Genomic DNA, 13,277 nt, shown 5'->3' on the forward strand with positions numbered 1-13,277 from the left:
TGCGAGCGGGCGCGTCACGCGGCACCGCCTCCCGTTCGGCGCCGCTGGTCCTCGACGTACTTCACGACGTCCCGCACCCAGTCCCGGTCCGTGCGCAGCCGCAGATGGGCGGCGCCGGCCCGGTGGATGGTCCGTTTGATCAGAGCCCGCTGCTCCAGCGCGGCCTCGGCGTACCGGTCACGGAACTTCCGTGCGTGCGTGGGCACTTCGCGTCGGCGTCCGGTCTCCGGGTCCATGACGGTGAGCAACCCGACTGCGGGCAGCTCGAGTTCACGCGGGTCGACCGTCTCGATCGCCAGCACCTGGTGGCGACGGGCCACGGCCCGCAGGGGCCGCTCCCAGCCGGTCTCCAGGAAGTCGGAGACGACCGCGACCAGACCGCCCCGGTCGGGCAGGGCGCGCAGGACTCCGAGGGCGTCGGCGAGGCTGTCGGCGGAGGCACCGGGCGCGACGCGGGGGCGGTCCAGGGCGGTGCGCAGGATGGTGAGGAGGTGCTGTCTTCCGGTGCGGGGCGGGATGCGCCGGATGCCGTGCGGTCCCGTGCCGCGCCTTCCCTGCGGATGGCCTCCGGGTCCCGAGCCGGAGAAGATCGCGCCGAGTCGGTTCCCCGCGCGCTCGGTGAGAAACGCGACGGCCGCCGCCGCGCCCACCGCGAGGTCCCGTTTCTCCATGCGAGCGGTACCGAAGTCCATGCTCGCGGAGGCGTCCAGGACGATCCAGGTGGTGAGCTCGCGGTCGGCGAGGGTGAGGCGGACGTGCGGGACGGTGGTGCGGGCGGTGGCGTTCCAGTCCATACGGCGTACGTCGTCCCCGACGACATAGGGCCGGGTCTCCGCCATCTCGTCGCCGGGGCCGGGCGCGAGGGCCGGGTGGTCGCCCTGGAGGAGGCCGTCGGGATGCCTCGTGAAGAGCAACTCCAGGTGTTTCAGGGCCTGCTCCGGGGTGAGCTCACGCAGGGTGGGGGTCATGCGACGGCCTCCCCGACATCGGTGGCGGCCTGGCGGGGGCTGATCCGCGGTTGGTCCACAGCGGCGAGGACCTCGTCGACGATCTCGCCCGGCGTGACACCGTCGGCGAGCGCGTCGAAGGAGAGGACCAGGCGGTGTCCGATCACCTCGTGGGTCAGGTCGCTGACGTCGTCGGGCAGGACGTATCCGCGGCCGCGCAGCAGGGCGAGGGCGCGGGCCGCGGCGACGAGACCGAGGGTCGCGCGGGGACCGGCCCCGTGCGCCAACCGCTGTTCCGGCCCGGCGAGTTCGCGAGTCGCGCAGACCAGTCGTACGGCGTACTCGGCGATCGCGTGGTGCACGAACACCTCGTCGGCGGTGCGCTGGAGGGCGACGAGCCGGGCCGGGGTGAGAACGCGACGGGGGCTCGGCGGGTCCACGCTCATCCGGTAGAGGATGGCCAGTTCCTCGGACTCGCTGGGCGCTGGTACCTCGACCTTGAGCAGGAAGCGGTCGCGTTGTGCCTCGGGGAGGCGGTAGACGCCCTCGGACTCGATGGGGTTCTGGGTGGCGAGGACGAGGAAGGGCTCGGGGACGGACAGGGTCGTGCCGCCGATGGAGACCTGGTGCTCGCCCATGACCTCCAGGAGGGCGGACTGCACCTTCGCGGGGGCGCGGTTGATCTCGTCGGCGAGGACGACGTTGGCGATGACCGGGCCCGGTTCGATGTCGAACGCCTCTTGGGAGGGGCGGTAGATGCGGGTGCCGGTGATGTCGGAGGGGACGAGGTCGGGGGTGAACTGGAGGCGGGCGAAGTGGCCGCCGGCCGCGTGGGCGAGGGTCTTCGCGGCGAGGGTCTTGGCGACGCCGGGGACGCCCTCCAGGAGGCAGTGGCCTCGGGCCAGGACCGCGGTGAACATGCGTTCCACCATGCGGTCCTGGCCGACGATGACGCGCTTGACCTCGAAGAGGGCCTCTTCGAGGAGTTCGGCCTCGCTGGTCATAGGTCGGAGGCCGGGGTGTCGGTGCCCGTGCTCTTCTCCGGGCAGTCGTGGTCGTTCTCCGTGACGACGAACCGGACCCTGTCGCGGGACGGTTCGTCGCCCCTGTCGGCTGCGAGGGCGACTCCGCCGCTGGTGAGGCCCGCGGCCGCCAGTACGGCTCCGGTGACGAACAGTTTTCGTGTGCGTCGTGTCATGGAGCCAAGACCATCAGGCCGGGGCGAAAAGGGAGCTAAAGGCAGATGCAGGGGCTGGCTGGGGACCGCACGGCGGCTGCGGGCCGGTGGGGGTTGATCGCGCAGTTCCCCGCGCCCCTAAACCTCGTTCTCCAACCGTTGGTCGCGAAGCATGAACCATGCCGCCACCGCCGTTGCCAGCAGGACCGCCGCTCCCAGGCCCGCCGCCAGTGACAGGCCGTCCACGAATGCCTGCCTCGCCGAGTCCAGGAGTGCCGCCGACTGCTGCGCCGGCATCCCTGCCGCCGCCTCCACCGCGCCGCCCAGCGACTCGTGCGCCCCGTCCGGTGTCCCCGCCGGACCTGTGAAGTCGCGGTACACGCCCGTCACGATGGAGCCCAGTACGGCGATGCCCAGGGCCGCGCCCAGTTCGTAGGCCGTCTCCGAGACCGCCGACGCCGAGCCCGCCTGTTCCTTCGGCACGCTCGACAGGATCACGTCCGCCGTCACCGTGAACGAGAAGCCCGCGCCGATGCCGACGACCAGCAGGGCCGCGCCCAGCAGCGGGTAGCCCGTCGACTGGTCGATCACCGTGAGTGAGGCCAGTGCCAGGCCGACCGCCGCCAGGCCGCCCGCGACCACCGAGCGGACCGAGAAGCGGCGGGCCGCGCGGCCGGCGAGCAGCCCTGCCGCCACCGCGCCGATCGCCGCGGGCAGTTCGGCCAGGCCCGCCTCCAACGGGCGCCTGCCCTGCACGAGTTGCAGGTACTGCGAGAGGAAGAACACCAGACCCGACAGGCCGAGGATGGTCAGCAGGTCGGCCAGGACGGCCGCGCTGAAGCCTCGGTTGCGGAACAGCCGCATGTCCAGCAGCGGGGTCGGCAGGGTCAGCTGGCGGCGGACGAACCAGATCAGCGCACCCGCGCCCAGCAGGGCGACGGCGGCGACCTCGCCGCTGAAGCCGTGGGTGGCGGCCTCCTTGACGGCGTAGACCAGGGCGATCATGCCGACCAGGGACAGGGCCACGCTGAGCATGTCCCACGGGCCCGGGTTCGGGTTCTTCGACTCCGGCAGCAGCTTGATGCCGACGACGACCAGGACCGCCATCACGGGCAGGTTGATCAGGAAGACCGAGCCCCACCAGAAGTGTTCGAGCAGGAAGCCGCCGGCGATCGGGCCGATCGCCGTACCGGCGGAGGCCGTCGCGCCCCAGATGCCCACCGCGAGGCTGCGTTCGCGCGGGTCGTGGAAGAGGTTGCGGATCAGGGCGAGGGTCGCCGGCATCAGCGTCGCGCCCGCCACGCCCAGCAGGGCGCGGGCGAAGATCATCATCTCCGGTGTCGTGGCATAGGCGTTGAGGACCGATATCGCACCGAACGCCGTGGCGCCGACGAGGAGTATCTTCTTGCGGCCTATACGGTCGCCGAGGCTGCCCATCGAGACGAGCAGACCGGCGATGACGAAGGAGTAGACGTCGCCGATCCAGAGGAGCTGGGTGCCGGACGGCTTCAGGTCCTCACTGATGTAGGGGGTCGCGAGACCGAGGACGGTCGCGTCGACGGCCACCAGCAGCACGGCGAGCACGAGGACGGACAGCGCGAGCCAACGTCCCGGGCGCTTGGTCACCGCCTCGTTCGTCGACGCCGGCTGCAGGGTGCTGGTCATGATTCCTCTCTCCGTAGTGCTCCGCCGAGCAACAGCTCGACGATCATGTACTGGAAGTCCTTGGCGGCCACCCGGCCCTCCGACACCGCCCAGGCGCCGGAGGCCAGCAGGCCGTACAGCGCCTCGGTGAGCCAGGTCGGCGTGAGGTCGATGCGGAACTCGCCGCTCGCCTGGCCGCGCTTGAACAGGGCCGCGATGCGCTCGTCGATGCGGGTCCAGCCCGCGTTCTGCTCACCCTCGAACAGCTGGTTCTCGCTGTAGAGGAAGGCGAGGAGGGCGGCGGCCGGTTCGATCTCGCGCACCAGCCGCCGTACGGCGTCGCTCGCGGGGCCCTCGTCCGGGCGGGCCGCGTCCAGGGCGGCCTCGCATTCGGCGATACCGAGCGCCTCCAGGGCCCGTACGAGCGCGTCGCGCCCTGCGAACTGGCGGTGCAGGGTGGCGCGGCTGATCCCGGCGGCCTTCGCGACCTCGTCCATGGTCGCGGTGGATTTGTGGGTCAGCAGGGCCGCGGCACTGCGCAGCACGTGGTCACGATCGACAGCCATGAGACAACCATAGCCCATGTGAGACATTCACGTCTCATCATGGGCATGGGTGTCTCACTAGCGGCCGTCGAGCCGTGTTTCTGTCAGTGCCAGGGCAACTGTCCGCGCCGCGCCCAGTACGCCTGCGGCTCCTCCACGAGCTCGGCGAGGCGGGCCAGCTGGGCCTCGTCGAGGTCGACGACCGCGGCGTGCAGGTTGGAGGCGAGCTGACTGCTGGTGGCGGCACCGGAGAGGACGACGCCGGCCCAGGGCAGACGCAGGATCAGGGCGAGGGCGACCGCGTCGCAGCCAAGGCCCGTCTCGGCGGCCACCGCCTTCAGGGCGTCCGGTGCATACGGGTCCGCGAGCCTGCCGTTGGCCATGCCCTCCTTGACGATCACGGTCAGTCCGGCGTCGTGGGCTTCGGCGAGGGCGGGGGCGGCCGAGGTCTCCAGGGCGTTGTAGGTGGACTGGACCGTGCGGAAGAGGGGTTCGCCGTCGACCGTCACGGCGAGCGCGGCGCGGATGGCGTCGGCCTGGGCGGGGCCGCTGGTGGAGAAGCCGATGCTCACGCCCGCGGCGGCCGCTTCGGCCAGCTTCGCGTGGAGTTCCTTGTCGGTGAGGGCCGGGCTGTCCGGGGTCACCGAGTGGATCTGGTAGAGGTCCAGGCGGTCGCCGAGGAGTTCGGCGGTTTCGCTGCGCTGGCGGACGTACGTCTGGACGCTGTGGTCCTTGACCTCGTGCTTCTCGGCGTCGGTGGTCCAGGCGGCGGTGTAGGTGTAGCCCCATTTGCTGCCTACGACGATGTCGTCGATGTCGGGGCGTGCGTTGAGCCAGTCGGCGAGGAACTCTTCGGAACGGCCGTAGGAGCGGGCCGCGTCGAAGTAGCGGACGCCCTGGAAGTAGGCGGCGTCCAGGAGTTCATGGGTCCGGGCGCGCAGGGCGTCGACGCTGCGGCTCTCCGGGAGGTCCTGGTCGCGGCCGAGGTTGATGTAGCCGGGGCGGCCGACTGCGGCGAGGCCGAAGCCGATGTGGCAGGTGGGGGTTGTTGCTGTCGCCAGACGGGCGAAGGGCATCGCGGGCTCCGATCGGTCGGCTCCGGTACGGCGTTCCGACCAACGTAACCCGCGATGACCTTCGGTGAAGCAGGGCGCCTACGAGCTCGGGACGTACGGCTCGATTGCGGGTGCGGGCGCTTCGTGGCTTGTCGCGCAGTTCCCCGTGCCCCTTACGCCTGCTGTCGAGCCGTTGCCCAAGCGTGCTGGTTCGCCACGTCCGCCTTGACCTCCGCCAGCTGGACCGCGACCGCGCTCGGCGCCGTACCGCCGCGGCCGTTCCGGGAAGCCAGCGCGCCCGGCACGTTCAGTACCGTCCGCACCTCCGGCGTCAGATGGGCGCTGATCTTGGCGAACTGTTCGTCCGTCAGGTCGCCCAGTTCCTTGCCCTCGGACTCCGCGACCTTGACGCACTCGCCGGCGACCTCGTGGGCGACGCGGAAGGGCACGCCCTGCTTGACCAGCCACTCGGCGATGTCGGTGGCGAGGGAGAAGCCCGCCGGGGCCAGCTCCTCCATGCGCTCGCGGTGGACCGTCAGGGTGGCCATCATGCCGGTGAAGGCGGGGAGCAGGACCTCGAGCTGGTCGCAGGAGTCGAAGACCGGCTCCTTGTCCTCCTGGAGGTCGCGGTTGTACGCCAGCGGGAGCGCCTTGAGCGTGGCCATGAGGCCCGTCAGGTTGCCGATGAGGCGGCCGCTCTTGCCGCGCGCCAGCTCCGCGATGTCCGGGTTCTTCTTCTGCGGCATGATCGACGAGCCGGTCGAGAACGCGTCGTGCAGGGTCACGAAGGAGAACTCCTTCGTGTTCCAGATGATGATCTCCTCGGCGATCCGGGAGAGGTTCACACCGATCATCGCGGTGATGAAGGCGAACTCGGCGACGAAGTCACGCGACGCCGTGCCGTCGATCGAGTTGCCGACGCTGCCGTGCTCGAAGCCGAGGTCCGCGGCGACCGCCTCCGGGTCCAGGCCCAGGGAGGAGCCGGCCAGGGCGCCCGAGCCGTACGGGGAGACCGCCGTCCGCTCGTCCCACTGACGCAGCCGCTCCGCGTCCCGGGACAGGGGCTGCGCGTGCGCCAGGACATGGTGGGCGAAGAGCACCGGCTGGGCGTGCTGGAGGTGGGTGCGGCCGGGCATCGCCACGTCCGGGTGGGCCTCGGCCAGGCCGATCAGCGCGTCCTGGAGCTCGGCGATCAGGCCGCCGATGATCCGGGCGTGGTCCCGCAGGTACATGCGGAAGAGGGTCGCGACCTGGTCGTTGCGGGAGCGGCCCGCGCGAAGCTTGCCGCCGAGGTCGGGGCCGAGGCGCTCCAGGAGGCCACGCTCCAGAGCCGTGTGGACGTCCTCGTCGGCGATCGTGCCCACGAAGGAACCGTCGGCGACATCCACCGCGAGCTGGTCCAGGCCCGCGGTCATCCGCGTCAGCTCGTCGTCCGTGAGCAGCCCCGCCTTGTGGAGCACGCGCGCGTGGGCACGCGAACCGGCGATGTCGTAGGGCGCCAGCCGCCAGTCGAAGTGGACGGACGCGGACAGCTTCGCCAGGGCCTCGGCGGGACCGTCGGCGAAACGGGCGCCCCAGAGCCGGACATCACCGCTGTTGCTGCTCACTTGCGTTGCTCCTAGGGAGGGTGTGGCACCTTCACTGTCATGCATGAGTATGCAGTGCAATGCATGATTCGTCAATTGCGGCAGGTTCGGCCGCGAATTCAAGAGTCCTTTGAACACGGGAAACCGCTTACCCGTACTTCCCGCCGAACGCAGGCGCCGCGTTTGTACAACACAGAGACGACGACACCCCTCGACCCTTGTGAGGCATCAGCATGTCCAGGGCTCTTCCGAAGTACAACAAGCGCCGCGTCGCGTTGATCGGCGGTGCCACCGCCCTCGTGCTGACCGGTGCGGTGATCGCCGGTTCCGCCCTCGCCGGAGAGACCTCCAAGAGCAACGGCACGACCAACGCGCAGACCCTCGCCGACCCCGGCACCATCAGCTGCCCGGACGTCGCCTCTCAGCTCCCCGCGATCCCGGCGACCGCACAGGCCGAGGTCGACCGCAACATCACCCTCCTGCAGACCCAGATCGACGAGGCCAACAAGCGCCTCGTCGACACGGTCGGCCAGGGTGGAGCCAACTTCGTCCAGAACGCCATCCTCGGCCCGCTGGAGGACAAGCGGATCGCCGTGGTCAACCGCATCGCCACCGCCATCGGCCGCACCGCCGACCGCCCGGCGGGTCTGGAGGCGCTCGCGCCCTGCGCTCTCAACGCGGGCGGTGTCGCCGAGGAAGAGGCGGGAGCGGGCGAGGAGGCCGGCGCCGGTGAGGAGGCCGAGGCCGCTCCGAGCGCCACGGCGTCGGACGCCGGCGAGGAGGCGGGCAACGAGGCCGGCGAGGACGCGGGCAACGCCGGCGTCGGGACCATCAGCTGCCCGGACGTCGCCTCCCAGCTCCCCGCGATCCCGGCGACCGCGCAGGCCGAGGTCGACCGTAACCTCGCCCTCCTGCAGACGCAGATCGACGAGGCCAACAAGCGTCTGGTCGACACGGTCGGCCAGGGCGGACCGAACTTCGTCCAGAACGCCATCGTCGGCCCGCTGGCGAGCAAGCGCACCGCCGCCATCGAGCGCATCGCCATCTCCATCGGCCGTACCGCCGAGAAGCCGCAGGGCCTGGAATCCCTCGCCGCCTGCACGCTCACCCAGTGACGTGACAGGTGCTGTGGCCGCCCCGACTCCAGCGCCGGCCGGGGCGGCCACGGCGATGCGTGCACAGACGCCTGCCGGACGGATGCCGCAATTCATTAGACAGGCGAAAGAGTTGCACCCATAATCGTTAGACATGGGAAAGACCTATGAACGCATAGACGGCAGGCTGCGCACCTTCATCGAGGCGCAGCCCATTTTCTTCACCGCGACCGCCCCTCTCTCCGGCGACGGCACGGTCAACCTCTCCCCCAAGGGCCTCAAGGGCTCTTTCGTGGTTCTGGACGAACTCACCTTCGCGTACCTGGACTTCGCGGGCTCCAACGCCGAGACGGTCGCGCATCTGCGGGAGAACGGCCGGATCACCCTGATGTGGTGCGCGTTCCAGGGCCCGCCCAACATCGTCCGGGTGCACGGCCGCGGCGAGGCGGTCCTGCGGGACGACCCGCGCTTCAAGGAACTCCTCGGCCACTTCCCGGACATCGACCCGAGTCTCCACGGGCTGCGGGCGATCATCGTCGTGACGGCCGAGACGATCCGCGACTCCTGCGGCTACGCGGTGCCCTTCATGACGTACGACGAGGACCGCGATCTGCACGCCAAGCGGTTCGCGCGCGAGGACGACGAGTCGCTGAGCGCCTACTTCGCCAAGAGGCAGATCGCCACGAGCCTGGATGGCCTACCCGGGCTGCCACTGCCGCTGCCGCCCTCTACGGTCTGAGCCATGGGCTCCCCCGCCGTCGCCACGGCTCTCGTCTCCGCGTCCCTTCTCGTACTCGGTGCCGCGCCCGGCGGCGGGCAGCCCCTGCCCGCCCGTATGACCGACACCGGGGGCGGCACGCAGTTGATCACCGCGGTCGCCGCGAGGACCGGCTCGACCACCGGCACGCTCACCTGGTGGGAAGTGCGCAACGGGCAGTGGGTGCGGGCCGGTTCGGCCAAGGCCCGGTTCGGGGCGAACGGACTCGTCGAGGGAGCCTCGCGCAAGCAGGGCACCAGCACGACCCCGACGGGGCTCTACCACCTGCCGTACGCCTTCGGCATCAAAGCGGCGCCGGGCGGGACGTCGTACAAGTACCGTCCCGTGCGCGCGAAATCCTGGTGGTGCCAGGACAACGACTCCCGCTCCTACAACCGCTGGAGCGAGCCCCGCGCCAAGGACTGCCGGGCCGCCGAGTCCGAGCATCTGATCTCGTACGAGAAGCAGTACGCCCACGCCATGGTCATCGGCTTCAACTACACCGAGCCCGTGCGCGGCCGGGGTGCCGGGATCTTCCTCCATGTCAACGGCAGCGGGGCGACGGCCGGTTGTGTGTCGGTGTCCGCGGGCGCCATGCGGCGGATCCTCCGGTGGGCCGACCCGGACGACGCTCCGCACATCGCGATCGGCACGACGAGCGGGCGTACGGCGATCACCGGGTACTGAGGGGTTACCACGAGTCACTCGAGTCCGCCTCGAACTCGACCGGGCTCTGAACACACGGGCGTCGCGGCACGTACCTCTGGGCCAAGGGACCACGCCACCCCCCTTGCCCCGCTCCCGGAGGAACCGTGACCACCACGCTCGCAGGCGGCCGCGCCGCCCGCCGCCAGACGATGCGCCGCATCCGCCCGCGCCGCTCCCCGGCCGTCCCGCTGGTGATCGCCCTATGGGCGGGCGCGGCCGCGGTGCTGTGGCTGTGGTGGGACAACACACCGTCCCTCGCGGACAACACCGCCAAGATCCTCGCCGCGGGCCGGATCACCGGTCTGCTCGCCGGCTATCTCATGGCGCTCGTGGTGCTCCAGATGGCCCGGGTGCCCGCCCTGGAACGGCGGGTGGGCTCGGACCGGGTCGCCCGCTGGCACGCGATGAGCGGCCGTTACACGATCTTCCTGGTCGCCGCGCATGTCTTCCTCACCATGTGGGCGTACGCACTCCAGGCCGGCAAGTCGCTCGGCGACGTGGTCCAGCAGACGATCGACTCGGTCAACACCCTGCCCGACATGGGCAAGGCGGGCATCGGCACCCTGATGCTGTTCGTCATCGCGTTCCTCTCGATCGGCGGGATCCGCCGGATCATCGGGTACGACACCTGGTACCACATCCACCTGCTGACCTACGCGGTCGTCTACCTGACGTTCTGGCACCAGATCAGCACCGGCAACGAGTTCGCCGTGGAGCCGGCCGCGAAGACCTTCTGGTACGGGCTGTACGGCGCGGTCACCGCGCTGGTGGTCTGGTACCGGATCCTCACCCCGATCCGTCTCAACCTGCGGCACCGGATGTACGTCGAGGCGGTCATCGAGGAGACACCGGGCATCGTCTCGGTGCTCATCGGCGGCAAGAAGCTGCACCGGATGGGCGCGCAGGCGGGGCAGTTCTTCCGCTGGCGGTTCAAGGCGCCGGGCATGCGGTTCAGCTCGCACCCGTACTCGCTGTCGGCGGCGCCCCGCCCGGACATGCTGCGGATCACGGTCAAGGCGATCGGCGACCACACCGAGCGGCTGCGCGAGCTGACGCCCGGCACCAAGGTGTGGGCCGAGGGCCCGTACGGCGCGCTCACCGCCCAGCGCCGCAGCCGCGGCAAGGTGCTGCTGGTCGCGGGCGGGGTCGGTATCACGCCGATGCGGGCGTTGTTCGAGACGCTGCCCGGGGCGTCCGGTGACATCACCCTGCTCTACCGGGCCAACAGCACCCAGGACCTGGCGCTCTGGGACGAGCTGGCCGCCATCGCCGACGAGCGGGGCGCCCGGCTGATGTACGCGGTCAACAGTCCGGACGGCGAGCGGCCCGACATCTCGGCGGAGCGGCTGCAGCAGAAGCTGCCGGACATCGACGAGCACGACGTCTTCATGTGCGGGCCGCCGGGCTTCGCACAGGGTGTGTACGAGGCACTGCGCGGCGCGGGTGTACCCGCCCGCCGCATCCATCACGAGTCGTTCGAGATGTGAGCGACAGGAACTTCAAGGACTTCAGGAGCTGTTGAAGCGATGAGGAAGAGTCACCCCCTTCGGCGTGTCGTCCTGGCCGGCGCGGCCACCGTCTCCGGGATCGTGCTGCTGCTGTCCCTGAAGCCGGGGACCGACGCAGCCGACGCGTCCGCGGCCGGCGACGCGGCCCCGCAGCAGACCGCGGCGGCCCAGGAGTCCGCGCAGGGCGGCGCCCAGGCGGCCACCGGCACGGCCACCGGGGACGCCGTGCAGACCGAGTACGGGGCCATCCAGGTCCGTATCACCTTCGTCAACAACAAGATCACCAAGGCCGAGACGGTCCAGCAGCCCAAGGGCGGCCAGAGCGACCAGATCACCGGCAACGCGGTGCCGAAGCTCAACGCGGCGACGCTCGCCAAGCAGAGTGCGCAGATCGACACGGTGTCCGGGGCGACCTACACCAGCGAGGGCTACAAGAAGTCGCTCCAGTCCGCCATCGACAAGGGCAACGCGGCGGCCGCGACGGGAGCGTCCTCGCCGGCCCCCTCGGAGAGCGCAGGCAACGCCGAGGCGGCGGCCCCCAAGGTCGTCACCGGCACCGTCTCCCAGACCCAGTACGGGCCCGTCCAGGTCCGTGTCACCGTCACCAACGGCAAGATCACCAAGGCCGAGGCGGTCCAGCAGCCCAAGGGCGGCCAGAGCGACCAGGTCAACGGCAACGCCATCCCGAAGCTCAACCAGGCGGCGGTGGCGGCGGGCAACGCCGACATCGACGCGGTGTCGGGCGCGACCTACACGAGCGCCGGCTACAAGCAGTCCCTGCAGTCGGCGCTGGACCAGGCCGGTGGCTGACACGGTGGCCGAACCGGCAGAAGCTCCCGCCGCGGTACGTCATACGGAGGAGGTCATGGGGACCGTCTTCTCCTTCGACGTCCGCGGCGGGGAACCAGCCGCCGTCGAGGCGGCCCTGGCGAAGGCGGTCGCGGGTCTGCACCGCGCCGACGCCGTCTTCAGCACCTACCGCGACGACAGCCAGATCTCCCGGCTCGCCCGCGGTGAACTGACGGTCGGCGACTGCGACCCCGAGGTCGCCGAGATCCTGGACCTGGGCGCCAAGGCGGAGGAAGCGAGCGACGGCTGGTTCAGCCTGCGCTACGAGGGCCACCTGGATCCGACGGGCATCGTCAAGGGCTGGGCCGTCGAACGCGCGGCACGCTCCCTCTCCGAGGCCGGGGCGACCGGGGTGAGCCTCAACGGCGGCGGGGACGTACAGCTGCTGGGGACGCCGGGGCCGCAGCGGCCGTGGCGGGTGGGGGTGGCGGATCCGCTGCGGCCGGGAGGCCTGGCGGCGGTGGTCTCGGCGGCGGGTACGACCGAACTGGCCGTGGCGACATCCGGTACGGCCGAGCGCGGCGCCCACATCGTCGACCCCCGCACCGGCCGCTCAGCGGTCACGGACCTGGTGGCGGTGACCGTGGTGGCCACCAGCGTGACCTGGGCGGACTGCTGGGCGACAGCGGCGTTCGCGATGGGGTCGCGGGAGGGCTTGCGGTGGCTGGAGTCACTGCCCGACGTGGAGGCACTCTTGATCACGGCGGGCGACGAGGTCCGGTGCACCGGCGGCCTGGCTTCAAGACTGGGCTGAGTGCACCCACCCAGGGGCGCGGGGCTGTATCGATGTGCGGCTCCGCCGTGCGGGCGCGACAAGCCACGAAGCACCCGCACCCGGCACACCTCGAACACCACCCCACTCAGTGGCCGTTCTGAGCCAACCGCAACAAATGCTCGGCCAACGCCTGCCCCCCAGTGGGATCCCGGCTGATCAACATCAACGTGTCGTCACCCGCGATCGTCCCGAGAATGTCATGCAGCTCGGCCTGATCGATCGCCGACGCCAGGAACTGCGCAGCACCGGGCGGCGTCCGCAGAACGACAAGGTTCGCGGACGCCTCCGCGGAGATCAGCAGCTCCTGGGAGAGCCGCCGCATCCGCTCCTCCTTGGCGGACTCCCCCAGCGGCGCACGAGGAGTACGGAACCCGCCCTCGCTCGGCACCGCGTAGATCAGGTCACCGTCGTTGTTACGGATCTTCACCGCGTTCAGCTCGTCCAGGTCCCGGGAGAGCGTCGCCTGCGTGACGCTCAGCCCGTCGTCGGACAGCAGCTTCGCCAACTGGCTCTGCGAACGGACCGGTTGCCGGTTGAGGATGTCCACGATCCGGCGGTGCCGTGCGGTGCGGGTCTGCGGTACGGCAGGCCCGTGGGTCTGCTCGTGATCCTGCGCCTGGCTCATCGACGTC

At 70.6% G+C, this 13,277-nt stretch carries 14 protein-coding genes; 6 read left to right on the forward strand and 8 right to left on the reverse strand.

What is annotated here, in order from left to right; all coding sequences use genetic code 11:
• Positions 1–14: 14 nt before the first annotated feature.
• The 7 genes from OHU89_RS11215 to argH form a co-directional block, all read right to left on the reverse strand.
• A complete protein-coding gene (locus OHU89_RS11215; RefSeq protein ID WP_405642082.1) occupies positions 15–968 on the reverse strand; it encodes a DUF58 domain-containing protein in 954 nt (317 codons plus the stop codon).
• Positions 965–1,951, reverse strand: coding sequence for an AAA family ATPase (locus OHU89_RS11220; protein WP_405642084.1), 987 nt, complete (start codon positions 1,949–1,951; stop codon positions 965–967). The genes OHU89_RS11215 and OHU89_RS11220 overlap by 4 nt, the downstream gene beginning before the upstream one ends.
• Complete coding sequence (locus OHU89_RS11225) at positions 1,948–2,145, reverse strand: hypothetical protein (protein ID WP_405642085.1); 198 nt, start codon at positions 2,143–2,145, stop codon at positions 1,948–1,950. Before OHU89_RS11225 ends, OHU89_RS11220 begins: the two co-directional genes overlap by 4 nt.
• A 117-nt stretch (positions 2,146–2,262) precedes the next feature.
• Complete coding sequence (locus OHU89_RS11230) at positions 2,263–3,789, reverse strand: MFS transporter (protein WP_405642087.1); 1,527 nt, start codon at positions 3,787–3,789, stop codon at positions 2,263–2,265.
• Positions 3,786–4,334: a TetR/AcrR family transcriptional regulator gene (locus tag OHU89_RS11235; RefSeq protein ID WP_267017971.1), complete on the reverse strand. Its 549-nt coding sequence runs from the start codon at positions 4,332–4,334 to the stop codon at positions 3,786–3,788. The genes OHU89_RS11230 and OHU89_RS11235 overlap by 4 nt, the downstream gene beginning before the upstream one ends.
• Positions 4,335–4,417: 83 nt before the next feature.
• Entirely contained in the window at positions 4,418–5,389 is a 972-nt protein-coding gene (locus OHU89_RS11240; protein WP_405642089.1) for an aldo/keto reductase, read from the reverse strand.
• Between the two features lie 152 nt (positions 5,390–5,541).
• The gene (gene argH / locus OHU89_RS11245) at positions 5,542–6,975 is read right to left on the reverse strand and encodes an argininosuccinate lyase (RefSeq protein ID WP_266894874.1); all 1,434 of its coding nucleotides are present in this window, start codon (positions 6,973–6,975) and stop codon (positions 5,542–5,544) included.
• Positions 6,976–7,187: 212 nt separating this feature from the next.
• Between argH and OHU89_RS11250 the strand changes: the two genes are divergently transcribed.
• The 6 genes from OHU89_RS11250 to OHU89_RS11275 all read left to right on the forward strand — a co-directional run bounded on the left by OHU89_RS11250 (position 7,188) and on the right by OHU89_RS11275 (position 12,624).
• A complete protein-coding gene (locus OHU89_RS11250; RefSeq protein WP_405642091.1) occupies positions 7,188–8,069 on the forward strand; it encodes a hypothetical protein in 882 nt (293 codons plus the stop codon).
• 133 nt (positions 8,070–8,202) lie between these two features.
• Positions 8,203–8,787 carry a pyridoxamine 5'-phosphate oxidase family protein gene (locus OHU89_RS11255; protein ID WP_266894870.1) on the forward strand — a complete coding sequence of 195 codons (585 nt, stop codon included), beginning with the start codon at positions 8,203–8,205 and terminating at the stop codon, positions 8,785–8,787.
• 3 nt (positions 8,788–8,790) lie between these two features.
• Positions 8,791–9,492: a L,D-transpeptidase gene (locus OHU89_RS11260; RefSeq protein WP_405642093.1), complete on the forward strand. Its 702-nt coding sequence runs from the start codon at positions 8,791–8,793 to the stop codon at positions 9,490–9,492.
• A 125-nt stretch (positions 9,493–9,617) separates the two neighbouring features.
• Positions 9,618–11,000 carry a ferric reductase-like transmembrane domain-containing protein gene (locus tag OHU89_RS11265; protein ID WP_405642095.1) on the forward strand — a complete coding sequence of 461 codons (1,383 nt, stop codon included), beginning with the start codon at positions 9,618–9,620 and terminating at the stop codon, positions 10,998–11,000.
• Positions 11,001–11,039: 39 nt separating this feature from the next.
• Positions 11,040–11,831, forward strand: coding sequence for an FMN-binding protein (locus OHU89_RS11270; RefSeq protein ID WP_405642096.1), 792 nt, complete (start codon positions 11,040–11,042; stop codon positions 11,829–11,831).
• 55 nt (positions 11,832–11,886) lie between these two features.
• On the forward strand, positions 11,887–12,624 hold the full coding sequence (locus OHU89_RS11275) for an FAD:protein FMN transferase (protein ID WP_405642098.1): 738 nt from the start codon (positions 11,887–11,889) through the stop codon (positions 12,622–12,624).
• 106 nt (positions 12,625–12,730) lie between these two features.
• Here the strand turns inward: OHU89_RS11275 and OHU89_RS11280 are convergent, their stop codons facing one another.
• Positions 12,731–13,270, reverse strand: coding sequence for an arginine repressor (locus tag OHU89_RS11280; protein WP_266833327.1), 540 nt, complete (start codon positions 13,268–13,270; stop codon positions 12,731–12,733).
• Between the last annotated feature and the right edge of the window lie 7 nt (positions 13,271–13,277).

Origin of the sequence: Streptomyces sp. NBC_00019 (assembly GCF_045041015.1) — a bacterium.
Lineage (GTDB): Bacteria > Actinomycetota > Actinomycetes > Streptomycetales > Streptomycetaceae > Streptomyces.

Coding starts and splice junctions, on each gene's coding strand:
- OHU89_RS11255 (WP_266894870.1), top strand. CDS start 8,203: ATGGGAAAGACCTATGAACGCATAGACGGCAGGCTGCGCACCTTCATC.
- OHU89_RS11240 (WP_405642089.1), bottom strand. CDS start 5,389: ATGCCCTTCGCCCGTCTGGCGACAGCAACAACCCCCACCTGCCACATC.
- OHU89_RS11220 (WP_405642084.1), bottom strand. CDS start 1,951: ATGACCAGCGAGGCCGAACTCCTCGAAGAGGCCCTCTTCGAGGTCAAG.
- OHU89_RS11230 (WP_405642087.1), bottom strand. CDS start 3,789: ATGACCAGCACCCTGCAGCCGGCGTCGACGAACGAGGCGGTGACCAAG.
- OHU89_RS11280 (WP_266833327.1), bottom strand. CDS start 13,270: ATGAGCCAGGCGCAGGATCACGAGCAGACCCACGGGCCTGCCGTACCG.
- OHU89_RS11250 (WP_405642091.1), top strand. CDS start 7,188: ATGTCCAGGGCTCTTCCGAAGTACAACAAGCGCCGCGTCGCGTTGATC.
- OHU89_RS11235 (WP_267017971.1), bottom strand. CDS start 4,334: ATGGCTGTCGATCGTGACCACGTGCTGCGCAGTGCCGCGGCCCTGCTG.
- OHU89_RS11225 (WP_405642085.1), bottom strand. CDS start 2,145: ATGACACGACGCACACGAAAACTGTTCGTCACCGGAGCCGTACTGGCG.
- OHU89_RS11275 (WP_405642098.1), top strand. CDS start 11,887: ATGGGGACCGTCTTCTCCTTCGACGTCCGCGGCGGGGAACCAGCCGCC.
- OHU89_RS11260 (WP_405642093.1), top strand. CDS start 8,791: ATGGGCTCCCCCGCCGTCGCCACGGCTCTCGTCTCCGCGTCCCTTCTC.
- OHU89_RS11215 (WP_405642082.1), bottom strand. CDS start 968: ATGACCCCCACCCTGCGTGAGCTCACCCCGGAGCAGGCCCTGAAACAC.
- OHU89_RS11270 (WP_405642096.1), top strand. CDS start 11,040: ATGAGGAAGAGTCACCCCCTTCGGCGTGTCGTCCTGGCCGGCGCGGCC.